This is a genomic window from Brachybacterium sp. GPGPB12, assembly GCF_038396325.1.
GTDB classification, from domain to species: domain Bacteria; phylum Actinomycetota; class Actinomycetes; order Actinomycetales; family Dermabacteraceae; genus Brachybacterium; species Brachybacterium conglomeratum.
On sequence record NZ_CP149573.1, the window covers coordinates 2,100,125 to 2,113,246 of the forward strand.

The window sequence follows — 13,122 nt, forward strand, 5'->3', positions numbered from 1 at the left end:
CACCGACCCGCGAGGCCCGTCCACCGGGCCGGCCGGACAGTGCGGCCGACGGATCCTGCCTGCGAGTACGGCCGACGGGTGCGAGCCACCCGAGCCGGACCGCAGGATGCGAGCCGCCCGAGCCGGACCGCAGGAGCAGGTCGGGCCACCCTGCCCTGTCAGCCCTCGGCGGCGGAGAGGTCGAGGCGCTCGGGGTGGGTGTAGAGGTTCATGCGGCCGTCCCCGTCGTCCCGCGCGCGGGTGAAGCCGACGAGCGTCTGACCGAACTCGCGGGCGGTCTCCACGGCGAGGGAGCTCGCGGCGGAGACGCAGGCCACCATCGGGATCCCGGCCATGCAGGCCTTCTGGACGATCTCGAAGCTGGCCCGGGAGGAGACCAGCAGGAAGCAGTCCCGCGGCGGCAGGCGGTCCTCGAGCAGGGCCCAGCCGATGACCTTGTCGACCGCGTTGTGCCGGCCCACGTCCTCGCGGACCACGAGCAGGTTCCCCTCGAGGTCCACGAGCGCAGCTGGCATGGACGCCGCCGGTGCGGGCGAAGACGGCCTGCTGGTCGGAGAGCTCGCGGGCGGCGCGGAGGATCACGTGCGGGTCCAATGCCCAGGACTGCAGCGGCGTGTACCGGCTCTTCTGCCGGACGGCGTCGATGCTCTCCGCGCCGCACACCCCGCAGGCGGAGGTGGTGGTGAAGGCGCGTGCGACCTGCGGCAGCAAGCTGCGGCCGGGTGGTCGTGAAGTCCATGACGTTGTAGGTGTTCTGGGCGAAGCCGCCGCCGGCGTCGACCACGGCGCCGTCGCAGTAGCGGGCCTCGGCCACGTCCTCACGGTCACGGATCATGCCCTCGGCGTGGAGGAAGCCGTGGATCAGCTCGACGTCGTTGCCGGGGGTGCGCATGGTGAGGGAGAGTCGCTGCCCGTTCAGGCGGATGTCCAGCGGCTCCTCGACGGCGACATGGTCGCCCTTGCGTCCGGCGTAGAGCTTCCCGTCCCGCACCCTGACGGTGCGGATCCGCGTGCTGTCGGTGACCCTGCCCATCCCTCGAGGATAGTCCGCTCACCTGCGGTGCGGCGTGCCCTCAGTCGTGGGCGTCTTTCCCGGATCCCGACGCGGCGGCGCCGTTCCGGCCGTTCTCCGCGAGCCGCTTGGCGAGCTCGAGCTCCTGCCGCCAGCCGTGGAGGTTCTCCTCGTAGTTGCGCCGTCGGGCCGCCTCGTCCAGGCCCAGCTTCGCGAAGCCGCGCTCGCGCACGGTGAGCCGCACACTGTTCCGGGCCGCGGTGCCGGCGGGGTCGATGACGAACTCGACGGTGTTGTTCGGGGCGTCGGAGATCTCGCCGAGCCCGCCGCCCAGCCAGCGGAACGCGACACGGTTCGGCGGCTCGTGCGCCTCGATCGCGAGCTGGAAGGCGCCGTGGACGGGGTCGACCACGCGCGTGACCGGGCCCGACGTGGTGATCTCGTGCTCGCGGTACTCGCCGTCGTTGATGAACCAGCCGGGTTCGCGGATGACCGCGAACACCTTCTCCGCGCTCGCGTCGATCAGCACGCTGTGCACGATCTCGTCGGGGACGGGGGCGTCGGCGGGGAGGGACTGTGCGTCGGCCATGGCGGTGCTCCTCGGGTCGGGGCGGCGTCGTCGCCGTCTTCATGAAGCGTGCCAGAGATCGGCGGCCCGGGCGAGGCTCCTTCCCTGGCTGACGGGCTCGGCCGGGGCGGTGAGTTGCGGATGCGGGCGGTCCATGCATGGGTGGCCCGGGCGCGCAGCGGCCCGCCCACCCGGACGGGGGGCGGGTCGCGGGACCGCCGTTTCGTCGCCGCGGCGGCGACCTGCGCGATCAGTCCTTCGTGACCGCGGCGGCGAGCAGGTTCAGCGACTGCTCCAGATCCTCCTCGGGGATCATCGGGAAGCGGATCTGCTTGAGCGGCTCGGGATCGGTGACGTCGGACCAGCTGTAGGTCAGCGACACCTCGGTCGCGTCCGAGCCCTGCGGGGTGAGCTCGTAGAGCCACTCCCAGCCCTTCGGGCCCTCGGGGGCGCCGCCGTCCTCCCCCTCGGGAGCGGGCTTCCAGCCCACCATCTTGTTCTCGTCGTACGCGGTGACGAAGTTGTGGGTGCGATAGTCGCCGCCCATGTGGTCACCGTGCATGTTCATCACGAACTTCTCGCCCACAGCGGTGATCCGCTCGGTGTCGTCGGCGGCGCGGACGAAGCCGGAGCCGTCGAACTCGTGGTGGCGGGCGGGCAGGGTCAGCACCGCGAACACGTCCTTCGCGGGCACGTCGATCGTGCGGGTGACGGTCAGATGGGTCTGCTCTGTGTTCATCCCCCCACCCTGCCTCGTGAGCGCGCGCGATGTCACGCCGCGACGACCGGGCGGTCGAACTGCCTGCTCACCGCGGCGCGGGCACTCCCTGGGAGCGACCGGGCACGGCGCGAGGGGCCGACGGACGGATCCCGTCGGCCCCTCGCGCCGCGCCGGGGGCGAGCTCAGGCGTCGCGCGCGGGGCGCACCGAGCGGCCGCGCGGACTCCTCCTCCGGGCAGGCGGAGCCGAGCTCCGTCATGCCGTCGACGAGCCAGCGCACCATGTGGTCCGCGAAGGAGGCGCGGGGCAGGATCCGCCAGGTCTGCTCGCCAGCGCGCACGAGGATCACCGGGATGGTGCTCAGCGGCGTCGCCTCAGCCCGGCCGACGCCGAACACGCGCGGGTGCAGGTCCAGAGCGACGCTCTTCTCGAGCACCTCGCGGGCGCCGGGGCCCTCGAGCACCAGCACGGTGCGGTTGGCGGAGAGATCCACGGCCTGCCCGGGGACCCCTTCCTCGAGCGCCTCGCGGTAGGGCGCCTCGACGCCGGGCTCCTGCCGGCGGGAGACATCCACGGCGAGGAACTCGTCCGGCGAGAGGCGCAGGACGTGCAGGCTGTCCAGGTCGCCGGTCACCTGGCCGTGCGCCGTCGGCGGCGGCACGCCGAGCACGGACTCGAGCGCCGTCGCGCCCTGCTCGCCGGGCGCGGCCCGCAGGCCGATCTGCACGGCGAACTCGTGCTCGCGCAGGGTCACGGCGCGCGCCCCGGTGACGGCGGCGCCCTCCATCAGGTCGGTCAGATGGCGGGCGGGGGCGGCGCGCGCGGCTCCAGGACGTCCATCGGGGTGGTCGGGGTGGTGCTGTCAGCCGTCACGGCGGGCTCCTTCGGGGTCGACGAGCACGGGAGAGGTGATGGTCAGGTCGATGATCCGGTCCCCCTGCGGGGAGCGGACCTTCTCGCCGATGCGGCCGTGGCCGCCGTCGACCAGGGCGAGCGCGAACGGCTGGTCGAGAGCCGCCGAGAGGTACGAGGAGGAGACCCAGCCGATCATCGGCACGGGCCCGTCCTCGGGGGTGATCGGGGTGTCGGCGTCGACGATCTGAGCGCCCTCCTCGAGGCGCGTCGTCGCCGTCGTCGCTGAGCAGGCCCACGAGCTGGCGGCGGTCCTCGCGCACGGAGTCCGGGCGGTCCAGGGACCGCTTGCCCACGAAGTCCTTCTTCTTGGCGCCGATGATCCACGACATGTTCGCGTCGTGCGGGGTGATCGTGCCGTCGGTGTCCTGGCCGACGATGATCAGGCCCTTCTCGGCGCGAGACATGCATGGTCTCGGTGCCGTAGACGACGATGCCGAACTCCTGGCCGGCCTCGTGCACGGCCTCCCACACGGACCGCCCGTAGAAGGCGTCGACGTTGATCTCGAAGGCGAGCTCGCCGGAGAACGAGATCCGCGGGATCCGGGCTGGGATGCCGCTGGCCAGGACCGTGTCGCGGAACTCCATGAACCCGAACGCCTCCTGGGAGACGTCGAGGTCGGGGGCGACCTTCGCGATCACGTCGCGGGAGCGGGGACCGGCGACGGTGATCGTGGCCCACTGCTCGGTCACCGACGTCATGGACACGTCCAGCTCCGGCCACTCCGTCTGGTGCCACTCCTCGAGGTGGTCGAGCACTGCAGCGGCCCCCGAGGTCGTGGTGGTCATGAAGAAGTGGTCCTCTGCCACGCGCGCCGTGACGCCGTCGTCCATGATCATGCCGTCGGGCCCGCACATCACGCCGTAGCGGCCCTTGCCCACCGGCGCCTTGAGGAAGCCGTTGGTGTACATGCGGTTGAGGAACCTCGGCGCATCCGCGCCGCGGATCTCGATCTTGCCGAGCGTGGTGCCGTCCATCATGCCGACGGAGTCGCGCACGCCGGCGCACTCGCGCAAGACCGCCGCGTCCATGTCCTCACCGCCCTGCGGGAAGTACCGCGGTCGCTTCCACTGGCCCACGTCCTCCCAGACGGCGCCGTGCTCGAGGTGCCACTGGTGGATGGAGGTGATGCGGGCGGGGTCGAACATCTGCCCGCGGCGGCGTCCGGCGAGGGCGGCGAAGCTCACCGGGGCGTAGGGCGCCCGGTAGGTGGTGGTGCCGATCCCGCCGAGGTCCTCCTCCCCCAGCAAGCACGCTCATCACGCCGATCGCGGCGACGCCGGAGGTCTTGCCCTGGTCGGCGCCGGTGCTGATCGAGGTAAAGCGCTTGACGTGCTCGACGGCGCGCATGCCGGCGCCCAGCGCGCGCAAGACGTCGCGCACGGTCTGGTCGTCGCGGCGCAGGTCCACGAAGTGCTCGCGCCACCGCTCGGGGTCCTCGGTCGCCACGGAGACGGGACCGCTGTCGGGGCTGGGCACGAGCCACAGCGGCCGGGCCGGTGCCACGGGGGCAGACGCCTCGGCCCGCGGGGCCTTCGCCGTGACCGGGTATCCGGCGGCGGTCGCGGCGGCGGCCCCGGCCTCGGCGCCCTGGGAGAGGGTGTCCGCGAGGTCGGCGGTGCCGAGCACGGAGCCGGCCAAGTGCTGGTCCTCGACCGAGGGGACGGCGACGAACGAGGTCAGCGCCTGGTCGTACTGGATCCGGCCCTGGCGCTGGGAGTGCAGGTGCACGAGCGGGGAGAGCCCGCCGGAGACGGCGAGGAGGTCCGCGGCGACGGTCTCGACCTCGCCGGCGATCTCGCCGTCGGCGCTCAGCGGCGCGATCTGCACCGCGGTGAGGCGGTCCCCGTCGCCGCCGACGGTGTCCACGACGGACCAGCCGAAGCGGGCGTCGACGCCGGTCGCCTCGCGGACGGCCGCGGCGCGGGCGCTGGGCTCGGGGCGGGAGTCGAGCACGACGGGCAGGCGCACGCCCGCGTCGTGCAGGTCCGCGACGAGTTCCCAGGCGGAGTCGTTCGTGGTCAGCACCGCGACGTCCTCGCCCGCGGGGACGCCGAAGCGGTTGAGATAGGTCTGCACGGCCGCGGCGAGCATGACGCCCGGGCGGTCGTTGTGCGCGAACACGACGGGGCGGTCCATCGCGCCGGGGGCCAGCACGACCTGCTTCGCGCGGAGGTGCCAGACGCGCTGGCGGGAGACGCCGGGGCGGCCGCCGTCCGCACCCTCCGCGGGGAGTCCGAGATGGTCGGTGCGCTTCTGCAGGGCGGTGATGTAGTTCGAGTCGTAGCGCCGAAGACGTTCGTGCGCTCGAGCACGGTGACGTCCTCGGTGCGGCGCGACTCAGCGACGGTCGCGTCGACCCAGTCCATGGCGTCCTGGTCGTCGATCCGCAGGCCCCGCGAGGACAGCAGCGAGCCGCCGGCGAGGGGTCGCTCGTCCAGCGCGATGACGCGGGCGCCGGAGCGGGCGGCCTCGCGGGCGGCGGCGAGTCCGGCGGGGCCGGCGCCGACGACGAGCACGTCGGTGTGGACGTGCTTGTGGTCGTAGTAGGCGTGGTCCTCGCGCGGGTCGAGCGTGCCGAGTCCGCTGAGCAGGCTCGCCTCGAGCCCGTCGACGGCCTCGACCGCGGTGGCGGGGAGCATCGACTCGTCGACCCCGTCCTCCCGTCGGTCGTGGACGGTGATCAGGGCGTTGGTCTCCTCGAGGCCGGCGGCCATGAGGCCGCGGGGGCGGGCGAGGTAGATCGAGGGGGCCACGGTCAGGCGACCGGCGGCCAGCAGGGCGCTGGCGACGGTGTCGCCGGCGAGTGCGGGCGGCGTCTCGCCCTCGACCGTGAGGGTCAGGGGCCGTGCGGGGTCGACCCCGTGGGCGGGGCCGCGGCGGGGGGTCTGGTTCTCAGGCATGGTCGTCCTCGTTCCCGGTGTGAGCCTCACGGGCAGGGGGTGGAGCCGTCGGCGGCAGCCGCCGGCGGCGGAGGGGTCGGCGACGGAGCCGTCGGTGCGTCCCTCGGTGGTGGTCATCGAGGCGAAGCGGTCCGGCTCGGCGGCGTCGGCCGGGACCTTCTCGGGGCCGGGCAGGTCGGGGCGCGGGGAGCCCATCGGGTAGATGCGCTCGAAGCGGTAGGTGCGGGTGTCGCGCAGGGCGTTGAACCACTTGCGGCGACCGGCCGAGGCCGCCAGCGCTCGGCGAGGATGCCCTTGGTGTTGGCGCGGTAGAAGAGGTAGCGGGACCACTCGCGGTCGTCGAGTGCCGAAGGGTCCTCGGGGTAGGGCACGTGGGCCTCGCCGCCGTAGTGGAACTCGACCTCGTTGCGGGGCCCGCAGTGGGGGCAGTCGATGAGGAGCATGGTGGCCTCCTGGGGTCGTGGCGCCGGGGCGCGGTCAGTGGGCGACGCCGGCGGCGCCGTGCTCGTCGATGAGGTGGCCCGTCTCGAAGCGGTCGAGGGTGAAGGGCGCGTTGATCTCGTGCGGCTCGTCGTGCGCGATCGTGTGGGCGAGGGCGAAGCCGGCGCCGGGGGTGGCCTTGAAGCCGCCGGTGCCCCAGCCGCAGTTGACGTACAGCTGGTCCACCTCGGTCTTCGAGATGATCGGCGAGGCGTCGGCGGTGACGTCGACGATCCCGCCCCAGGTGCGCGCGACGCGGGCCCGGGAGAAGATCGGGAACAGCTCCACGGCGGCGGCGAGCTGGTCCTCGACGACGTGGAAGGCGCCGCGCTGGCCGTAGCCGTTGTACTGGTCCACGCCCGCGCCCATCACGAGCTCGCCCTTGTGGGCCTGGGAGACGTAGACGTGCACGTGGTTGCTCATCACGACGGCGGGGTGGACGGGCTCGAACAGCTCGCTGACCAGGGCCTGGAGGGGGCGTGACTGGACGGGCAGGCGGACGCCGGCGGTCTCGGAGACCTCGGTGGAGTGCCCGGCCGCGGCGAGTGCGACCTTCCCGGCGTCGATGCGGCCGCGGGTCGTCTCGACGCCGACGGCGCGGCCGTTCTCGACGATGACGTCTGTGACCTCGCAGTTCTGGATGATGTGCACGCCCATCTCGTCGGCCTTGCGGGCGAGCGCCCAGGCGACGTGGTCGTGCTTGGCGATGCCGGCGCGGGGCTGGTAGGTGCCGCCGAGGACGGGGTAGCGGATGTCCTCGGAGATGTTGAGGATCGGCACGACCTCCTTGACCTGCTTCGGGTCGAGCCACTCAGCGTCCACGCCGTTGAGCTTGTTGGCGTTGACGCGGCGCACGGAGCCGCGCACGTCGCCGAGGGTGTGGTCGAGGTTGAGCACGCCGCGCTGACTGAACAGGAAGTCGTACTCGAGCTCCTCGGGCAGCTGCTCCCACAGCTTCAGCGAGGCCTCGTAGATCATCGCCGACTCGTCCCAGAGGTAGTTCGAGCGGATGATCGTGGTGTTGCGGGCCATGTTGCCGCCGGCCAGCCAGCCGCGCTCGAGCACGGCGACGTTGGTGATGCCGTGGCGGGAGGCCAGGTAGTAGGCGGCCGCGAGGCCGTGGCCGCCGCCGCCGACGATCACGACGTCGTAGCCGGACCTCGGCTCGGGCGAGTGCCACAGGAAATCGGGATGCTCGGGAAGAAGGTCGGCCATGGAGGGTTCCTTCGCAGAGGGGGACGGGGCGCGCCGTCGTCGGCGGTGGGCCGGACGGCGCGTGTGTCGACCAGTCGACGGTGACTGATATATCACTGGTCGCTCACTGTAGGGTGGGCCACATCCGGTGTCAATACCGGCCACCCCGACGCTCAGGAGCAGAGATGACCACGCCCCTCGGCACCTCCCCCGCCTCGCTCGCCGAGCAGGCGTACCTGACCCTGCGCGACCGGCTGATCATGCTCGAGATCGCCCCGGGCGAGCCGCTCCAGGAGGGCCGGATCGCCGAGGGGCTCGGCGTGGGCCGCACCCCGGTGCGTGAGGCGATCAAGCATCTCGAGCTCGACCACCTCGTGGTCACCTATCCCCGCCGCGGCACCTTCGCCACCACGGTCGACATCACGGCGCTGGCGGCGATCACCCAGGTGCGCGCGGCGCTCGAGCCGGTCGCGGTCCGCGCCGCGTCCGCGAACCAGGATCCCTCGGCCCGCGCCGCCCTCGAGGAGTCGCTGCGCTCCTCGACGCGCTCGAGGCCGAGCCCGAGGCCGCGGACCCGCGCCATGCCCTGCAGGTCGACGTCGGCGTGCACCGCGCGATCTACCGCGCCTGCGGGAACGTCTATCTCGCCGAGACGTCGCTGCGCCTGGACAACCTCTCCACCCGCATCTGGTGCGTGGCGATGCACCGCCTGCCGGGCCTGACCTCGCACGTCACCGAGTCGCGGGAGATGCTCGACGCGATGCTCACGGGGGACGACGACCGCGCCGCCGAGCTCGTCGCGCGCGACGTCGCGGAGTTCGAGTCCTCCATCCGCACGGTGCTCTGAGGCCAGCATCCGGACGGGCGTGCAACGAGACGGTCACGGGCCTCCGATGCCCTTGACGTGATCCAGCCCACAGGACATTCTGGCAACTCGGTTGTACTGAACGCAACGCACGAGTTCGCCGGCGCGCACCTCCTCCCGCGTCGCCCCGAGCGAGCCGACGGCCCCTCCCTGCGGCGAGAGGCAGATTGGAGCCCCGATGTCCAGCACCCCCTCCCACGCGACCGCGGCCGCGGCGACACGGCTCGCGCGCGGCCAGGTCCGACTGACGCTCAGCACCGTCGGCCTGGGCACCTTCATCGAGTGGTTCGAGTACGCCAGCTACGCCTATCTCGCCACCACGATCGCCCAGGTGTTCTTCCCGAGCACCGACCCGGGCATCGCGCTGATGCAGACCTTCGGCGTCTTCGCGCTCTCGTTCCTGGTCCGACCCATCGGCGGGCTGTTCTGGGGCCACTTCGGCGACAGGATCGGTCCGAAGCGGACGCTCACCCTCACGATCGTGGGCATGGGGCTGGCGACCTTCGCCATCGGCGTCTCGCCCGGCTACGCCACGATCGGGCTCGCCGCCCCGATCCTGCTGCTCGCGGCCCGGATGCTGCAGAGCTTCTGCGCCGCGGGCGAGTACTCGGGCGCGGCGGTCTTCGCTGGCCGAGCACGCACCGGCGCACAAGCGCGCCCGCTGGGTCTCGACCGTCCCGATCGCGACGTCGGCCGGCTTCCTCGGTGCGTCGGTGATGGCCTCGCTGCTGAACGGCCTGCTGCCCGAGGAGGCCGTGCAGGAGTGGGGCTGGAGGATCCCGTTCCTCGCCGCGGCGGTGCTCACGATCGTGGTGCGCTGGATCCGCCGCAAGGTCTCCGACTCGCCGGTGCGCGAGCAGATGGAGCAGGAGGAGGCGGTCGCGACCGCGCCGCTGCTCGAGCTGATCAAGGGCCACTGGCCCTCGATGCTGCGGATGCTCTTCATCATGGCCGTGAACGCGAGCGGCTACTACCTGGTGCTCACCTACATGGCCACTTACATCGAGGTGGAGCTGGGGCTGACGGCCTTCCAGTCCAGCCTGATCCTCTCGCTCGCGCTGGTGCTCTACCTGCCGCTGATCTTCGTGGGCGCCTGGCTCTCGGACACCTTCGGCAGGCGTCGACTGTCGCTGATCAACGCGATCGGGTTCACCCTGCTGAGCTATCCGGCCTTCGTCTCGCTGGGGCAGTCCGGCTTCCTCGGCGTCTCGCTGATCCAGATCTCGCTGGTGGCGCTGTTCAGCCTCAACGACTCGACCTTCGCCGTCTACTTCGTCGAGGCGGTGCCGCCGCAGGTGCGCCTCTCCGGCTTCGCGATCCCCTTCAACTTCGGCAATGCGATCTTCGGCGGCACCGCGCCGTTCATCGCGACCTGGCTGATCTCGGTCACGGACAACTCGTACTCGCCGGCCTTCCTGATCATGGGGCTCTCGCTGCTCGGGCTGGTCGCGTTGATCCTCCAGGGCGACTCGTACGATCCGAAGGCCGCCCGGGAGCAGGCCGCCCGCGAGGAGCAGGAGCGACTCGCCGCCCCCTGAGCGCCCGACACGTCGCGTGGGCGCCTCACAGGTGTCGCGCGGCGCGCCGCGCCCCAGAACCCCCTTGACTGTGACCGCCGCCACGTGAATGCTTGGGCAACCACGTTGCGGTAAACGCAACAGTGCAGGGGAATCAGTCCCGCGGACCGTCGAGCGATCGAGAACGATCGCCGTAGGCCCGGCCGCACCGACCATCCCGAGGGGTGTCCCATGACGACCACAGAGACGAACCATCCCGGCGCCGAGGACCCGTCCTCGCCCCCTGAGCCCGAGAACCGCGACGGTGCGGCGGAGACGCCCGAGGGCGCCTCCCGCGCCGATGAGCGCACGGTCGACCTCCCCGCTTCCGCGGATTTCAGATCCCGGCGCTGGATCGCACGATCATCATGGTCTCGCCGCCGTCGCTGATCGTCGGCGTCGTCATCGCGGTGATCCTCGCACCCGACGCCTCCGCGAACCTCATCTCGAACCTGCGCTCCTTCGTCACCGGCGGATTCACCTGGTGGTTCGTGCTCTACTCGCTGATCGCCGTGGCGGTCTGCGTGTGGCTGTGCATCAGCCCGCTGGGCCGCATCCGCCTGGGCGGCCCGAAGGCCCGGCCGGCCCACGGCAACTTCGCCTGGTACTCGATGCTCTTCGCCTGCGGGCAGGGCGTGGGCCTGATCTTCTGGTCCCTCGCCGAGCCGATGATGCGCGCGACGGCGCCCCGGTGGCCTCGGACATGGGCAACGCCGGCCAGTCCGGCATCATCTGGACCTACTTCCACTGGGGACCCACCGCCTGGGCGATGTACTGCGTGGTCGCGATCTGCCTGGCCTACTCGCACCACAACCTCGGCAAGACCCTCACCTTCCGCGAGGCGACCGTCGACATCCTCCCCGCGGCCGTGCGCCGCCCCGCCGGCGTGGTCATCGAGCCGCTCGCGATCATCGCGACCGTGCTGGGGCTGGCGACCTCCTTCGGCTTCGCGGCGATGCAGTTCTCCTCGGGCCTGAACGCCTTCACCGGGGTCACCTCCGGCCCCCTGGTCTGGATGATCGTGATCGTCGTGCTCGGCACGCTCACCGCCATCTCCGCCTTCATGGGCGTGAACAAGGGCATGAAGCGGATCAGCGAGCTGAACTCCGTGCTCAGCATCGTGCTGGTGGTCGGCGTGTTCGTCTTCGGGCCGACGATCTTCATCCTCTCGAACATGTTCCAGACCTTCGGCGGCTTCTTCGCCTCCTTCCCGGCCATGAGCTTCTGGACCGAGGCCGAGGCCGCCGGCGCCGGAGCCCCCTGGGACGAGCTCTGGAACGGCCCGTGGACCGTGTTCATCTGGTGCTGGGTGATCGCGTTCTCACCCTTCGTCGCCGGCTTCATCGCCCGGATCTCCCGCGGCCGCACGCTCCGCGAGTTCGTGCTCGGCGTGACGATCGTGCCCTCGCTGATCGTGATGGTGTGGACCGCGGTCATCGCCTCCGCCGGCATCCGCTACGACGACCAGAACGGCCTGGTGATCTCCGAGGCGGTGAACGAGGACCTCTCGGTGGCGCTGTTCCGGATGCTGGAGATGGTGCCGGGCATCGGCATCCTCCTCATCATCATGGCGACCGTGCTGGTCGCGACCTACTACGTGACCAGCCTCGACTCCGGCACCTACGCGCTGGCAGAGTTCGTCTCGGCCCCCAAGAAGTCCGGCCCTGCCTTCCGCGTGGTGCTCGTGATCTCGATCGCGACCGTCGCGGCGGTGCTCGCTGTCCCTCGGCGGCGCGGCCGTGGTGGACACCGTCCAGACCGGCACGATCATCGGCGCCTTCCCGTTCTCCTTCGTGATCATCCTGATGATCGCGAACCTGATCCGGCGACTGCGCGCCCGCAACGCCGCAGTCGTGCGGACCGAGCGCGAGATCAACGACCCCGAGCCCCGCCCCGAGGACGAGTTCGTCGACGAGGACGGGATCCCCGACCCCAAGCGCGGCGTCGGCGAGGGCACCTTCGTGCCCCCGCAGACGTTCCGCCGGCACGACGACCGAAGGGATGACTACCGATGACAGAGCCACCCACGCCCGACGCCCCGTTGGCCGGCGGGCCCACCCGCACCGTGCGCCTGGCGACGATGACCGCCCGGGAGTACGAGGAGTGGGTGGGCGGCGGGAGCGCCGTCGCGATCCTGCCCACCGGAGCCTTCGAGCGCGACGGCCCGCACCTGCCGCTGGGGACCGACGCGATCCTCTCCACGGCGGTCGCGACCGCCGTCGCCGAGCAGACCGGGGCGAAGGTGCTCGAGCCGTTCACGCTCGGATACAAGTCCCAGCGGCGCTCGGGCGGCGGGAACCACCTGCCCGGCACGCTCAGCCTCGACGCCGATGCGCTCATCGCCCAGGCGCGCCAGCTGATCCGGGGCCTGCTCGCCCAGGGCGTGCGGCACGTGGTGGTGCTCAACGGCCACTACGAGAACACGCAGTTCCTCTACGAGGGCGCGGACCTGGCGCTGCGCGACCTGGGCCTGGCCCCGGGCGCGGAGCAGTCGGTGATGCTTGCTGTCCTACTGGGACTACGTCTCTGCGCCGACTCTCGAGGTCGTCTACCCGGGCGGGTTCCCCGGCTGGGACGTGGAGCACGGCGGGGTGCTGGAGACCGCGCTGTTGCTGCACCTGCGGCCGGAGCTGGTGCACATGGACCGCGCGGTGAGCCATCCGCCCGCCGCGCCGTACCGCTTCGACCGCCTGCCGGTCGTGCCCGAGCGGACGCCGGAGACCGGCTGTCTCTCGGCGCCCGACGGCGCGAGCGCCGAGAAGGGCGAGCCGCTGTTCACGCAGACCGTCGCGGACCTCGCCGCGGAGCCGCACAGCGAGCTCGGGCTCTGACCTCCACGAGCCTCGCTCCGCGTCCGCCTCGGGCGAGGGGCGGGGCTCGTCGTCCGACCGGCGGCCCCGTCGGCCCCGTC

The 13,122-nt window shown here is 71.8% G+C and carries 10 protein-coding genes and 8 pseudogenes; 8 read left to right on the forward strand and 10 right to left on the reverse strand.

Going from position 1 to position 13,122, the window contains the following annotated elements:
• Positions 1 to 158: 158 nt before the first annotated feature.
• The 9 genes and pseudogenes from WKH84_RS12180 to WKH84_RS12220 all read right to left on the reverse strand — a co-directional run bounded on the left by WKH84_RS12180 (position 159) and on the right by WKH84_RS12220 (position 7,811).
• On the reverse strand, positions 159 to 515 hold the full coding sequence (locus WKH84_RS12180; protein ID WP_341853847.1) for a formate dehydrogenase accessory sulfurtransferase FdhD: 357 nt from the start codon (positions 513 to 515) through the stop codon (positions 159 to 161).
• Positions 516 to 564: 49 nt separating this feature from the next.
• Positions 565 to 828, reverse strand: a pseudogene (locus tag WKH84_RS12185) (hypothetical protein); the annotation flags it as partial.
• 16 nt (positions 829 to 844) lie between these two features.
• A pseudogene (locus tag WKH84_RS12190) lies at positions 845 to 1,033 on the reverse strand (sulfurtransferase FdhD); the annotation flags it as partial.
• 40 nt (positions 1,034 to 1,073) lie between these two features.
• The gene (locus WKH84_RS12195; protein WP_341853848.1) at positions 1,074 to 1,601 is read right to left on the reverse strand and encodes a polyketide cyclase; all 528 of its coding nucleotides are present in this window, start codon (positions 1,599 to 1,601) and stop codon (positions 1,074 to 1,076) included.
• 229 nt (positions 1,602 to 1,830) lie between these two features.
• Complete coding sequence (locus WKH84_RS12200; protein WP_341856879.1) at positions 1,831 to 2,319, reverse strand: SRPBCC family protein; 489 nt, start codon at positions 2,317 to 2,319, stop codon at positions 1,831 to 1,833.
• Positions 2,320 to 2,616: 297 nt separating this feature from the next.
• Positions 2,617 to 3,087 (reverse strand): annotated as a pseudogene (locus WKH84_RS12205) (sarcosine oxidase subunit gamma family protein); the annotation flags it as partial.
• A gap of 75 nt (positions 3,088 to 3,162) precedes the next feature.
• A pseudogene (locus WKH84_RS12210) lies at positions 3,163 to 6,116 on the reverse strand (2Fe-2S iron-sulfur cluster-binding protein).
• Positions 6,117 to 6,287: 171 nt separating this feature from the next.
• Positions 6,288 to 6,559: pseudogene (locus WKH84_RS12215) on the reverse strand (sarcosine oxidase subunit delta); the annotation flags it as partial.
• Between the two features lie 34 nt (positions 6,560 to 6,593).
• Positions 6,594 to 7,811, reverse strand: a complete 1,218-nt coding sequence (locus WKH84_RS12220; protein ID WP_341853849.1) for a sarcosine oxidase subunit beta family protein — start codon at positions 7,809 to 7,811, stop codon at positions 6,594 to 6,596.
• A 239-nt stretch (positions 7,812 to 8,050) separates the two neighbouring features.
• On the opposite strand from WKH84_RS12220, the pseudogene WKH84_RS12225 reads away from it, so the two are divergent.
• Positions 8,051 to 8,134, forward strand: a pseudogene (locus WKH84_RS12225) (GntR family transcriptional regulator); the annotation flags it as partial.
• Between the two features lie 242 nt (positions 8,135 to 8,376).
• Positions 8,377 to 8,637, forward strand: coding sequence for an FCD domain-containing protein (locus WKH84_RS12230; RefSeq protein WP_341856880.1), 261 nt, complete (start codon positions 8,377 to 8,379; stop codon positions 8,635 to 8,637).
• A 324-nt stretch (positions 8,638 to 8,961) separates the two neighbouring features.
• Here the strand turns inward: WKH84_RS12230 and WKH84_RS12235 are convergent, their stop codons facing one another.
• Positions 8,962 to 9,144, reverse strand: coding sequence for a hypothetical protein (locus tag WKH84_RS12235; protein WP_341853850.1), 183 nt, complete (start codon positions 9,142 to 9,144; stop codon positions 8,962 to 8,964).
• Positions 9,145 to 9,335: 191 nt separating this feature from the next.
• Between WKH84_RS12235 and WKH84_RS12240 the strand changes: the two genes are divergently transcribed.
• From WKH84_RS12240 to WKH84_RS12265, 6 genes and pseudogenes are all read left to right on the forward strand, one after another.
• Complete coding sequence (locus WKH84_RS12240; RefSeq protein ID WP_341856881.1) at positions 9,336 to 10,193, forward strand: MFS transporter; 858 nt, start codon at positions 9,336 to 9,338, stop codon at positions 10,191 to 10,193.
• Between the two features lie 210 nt (positions 10,194 to 10,403).
• Positions 10,404 to 10,601 carry a hypothetical protein gene (locus WKH84_RS12245; RefSeq protein WP_341853851.1) on the forward strand — a complete coding sequence of 66 codons (198 nt, stop codon included), beginning with the start codon at positions 10,404 to 10,406 and terminating at the stop codon, positions 10,599 to 10,601.
• 20 nt (positions 10,602 to 10,621) lie between these two features.
• Positions 10,622 to 10,840: pseudogene (locus WKH84_RS12250) on the forward strand (BCCT family transporter); the annotation flags it as partial.
• Positions 10,841 to 10,902: 62 nt separating this feature from the next.
• Complete coding sequence (locus WKH84_RS12255; RefSeq protein ID WP_341853852.1) at positions 10,903 to 12,216, forward strand: BCCT family transporter; 1,314 nt, start codon at positions 10,903 to 10,905, stop codon at positions 12,214 to 12,216.
• Positions 12,217 to 12,291: 75 nt separating this feature from the next.
• A pseudogene (locus WKH84_RS12260) lies at positions 12,292 to 12,618 on the forward strand (creatininase family protein); the annotation flags it as partial.
• A 226-nt stretch (positions 12,619 to 12,844) separates the two neighbouring features.
• Complete coding sequence (locus WKH84_RS12265; protein WP_341856882.1) at positions 12,845 to 13,042, forward strand: hypothetical protein; 198 nt, start codon at positions 12,845 to 12,847, stop codon at positions 13,040 to 13,042.
• Positions 13,043 to 13,122 lie beyond the last annotated feature (80 nt).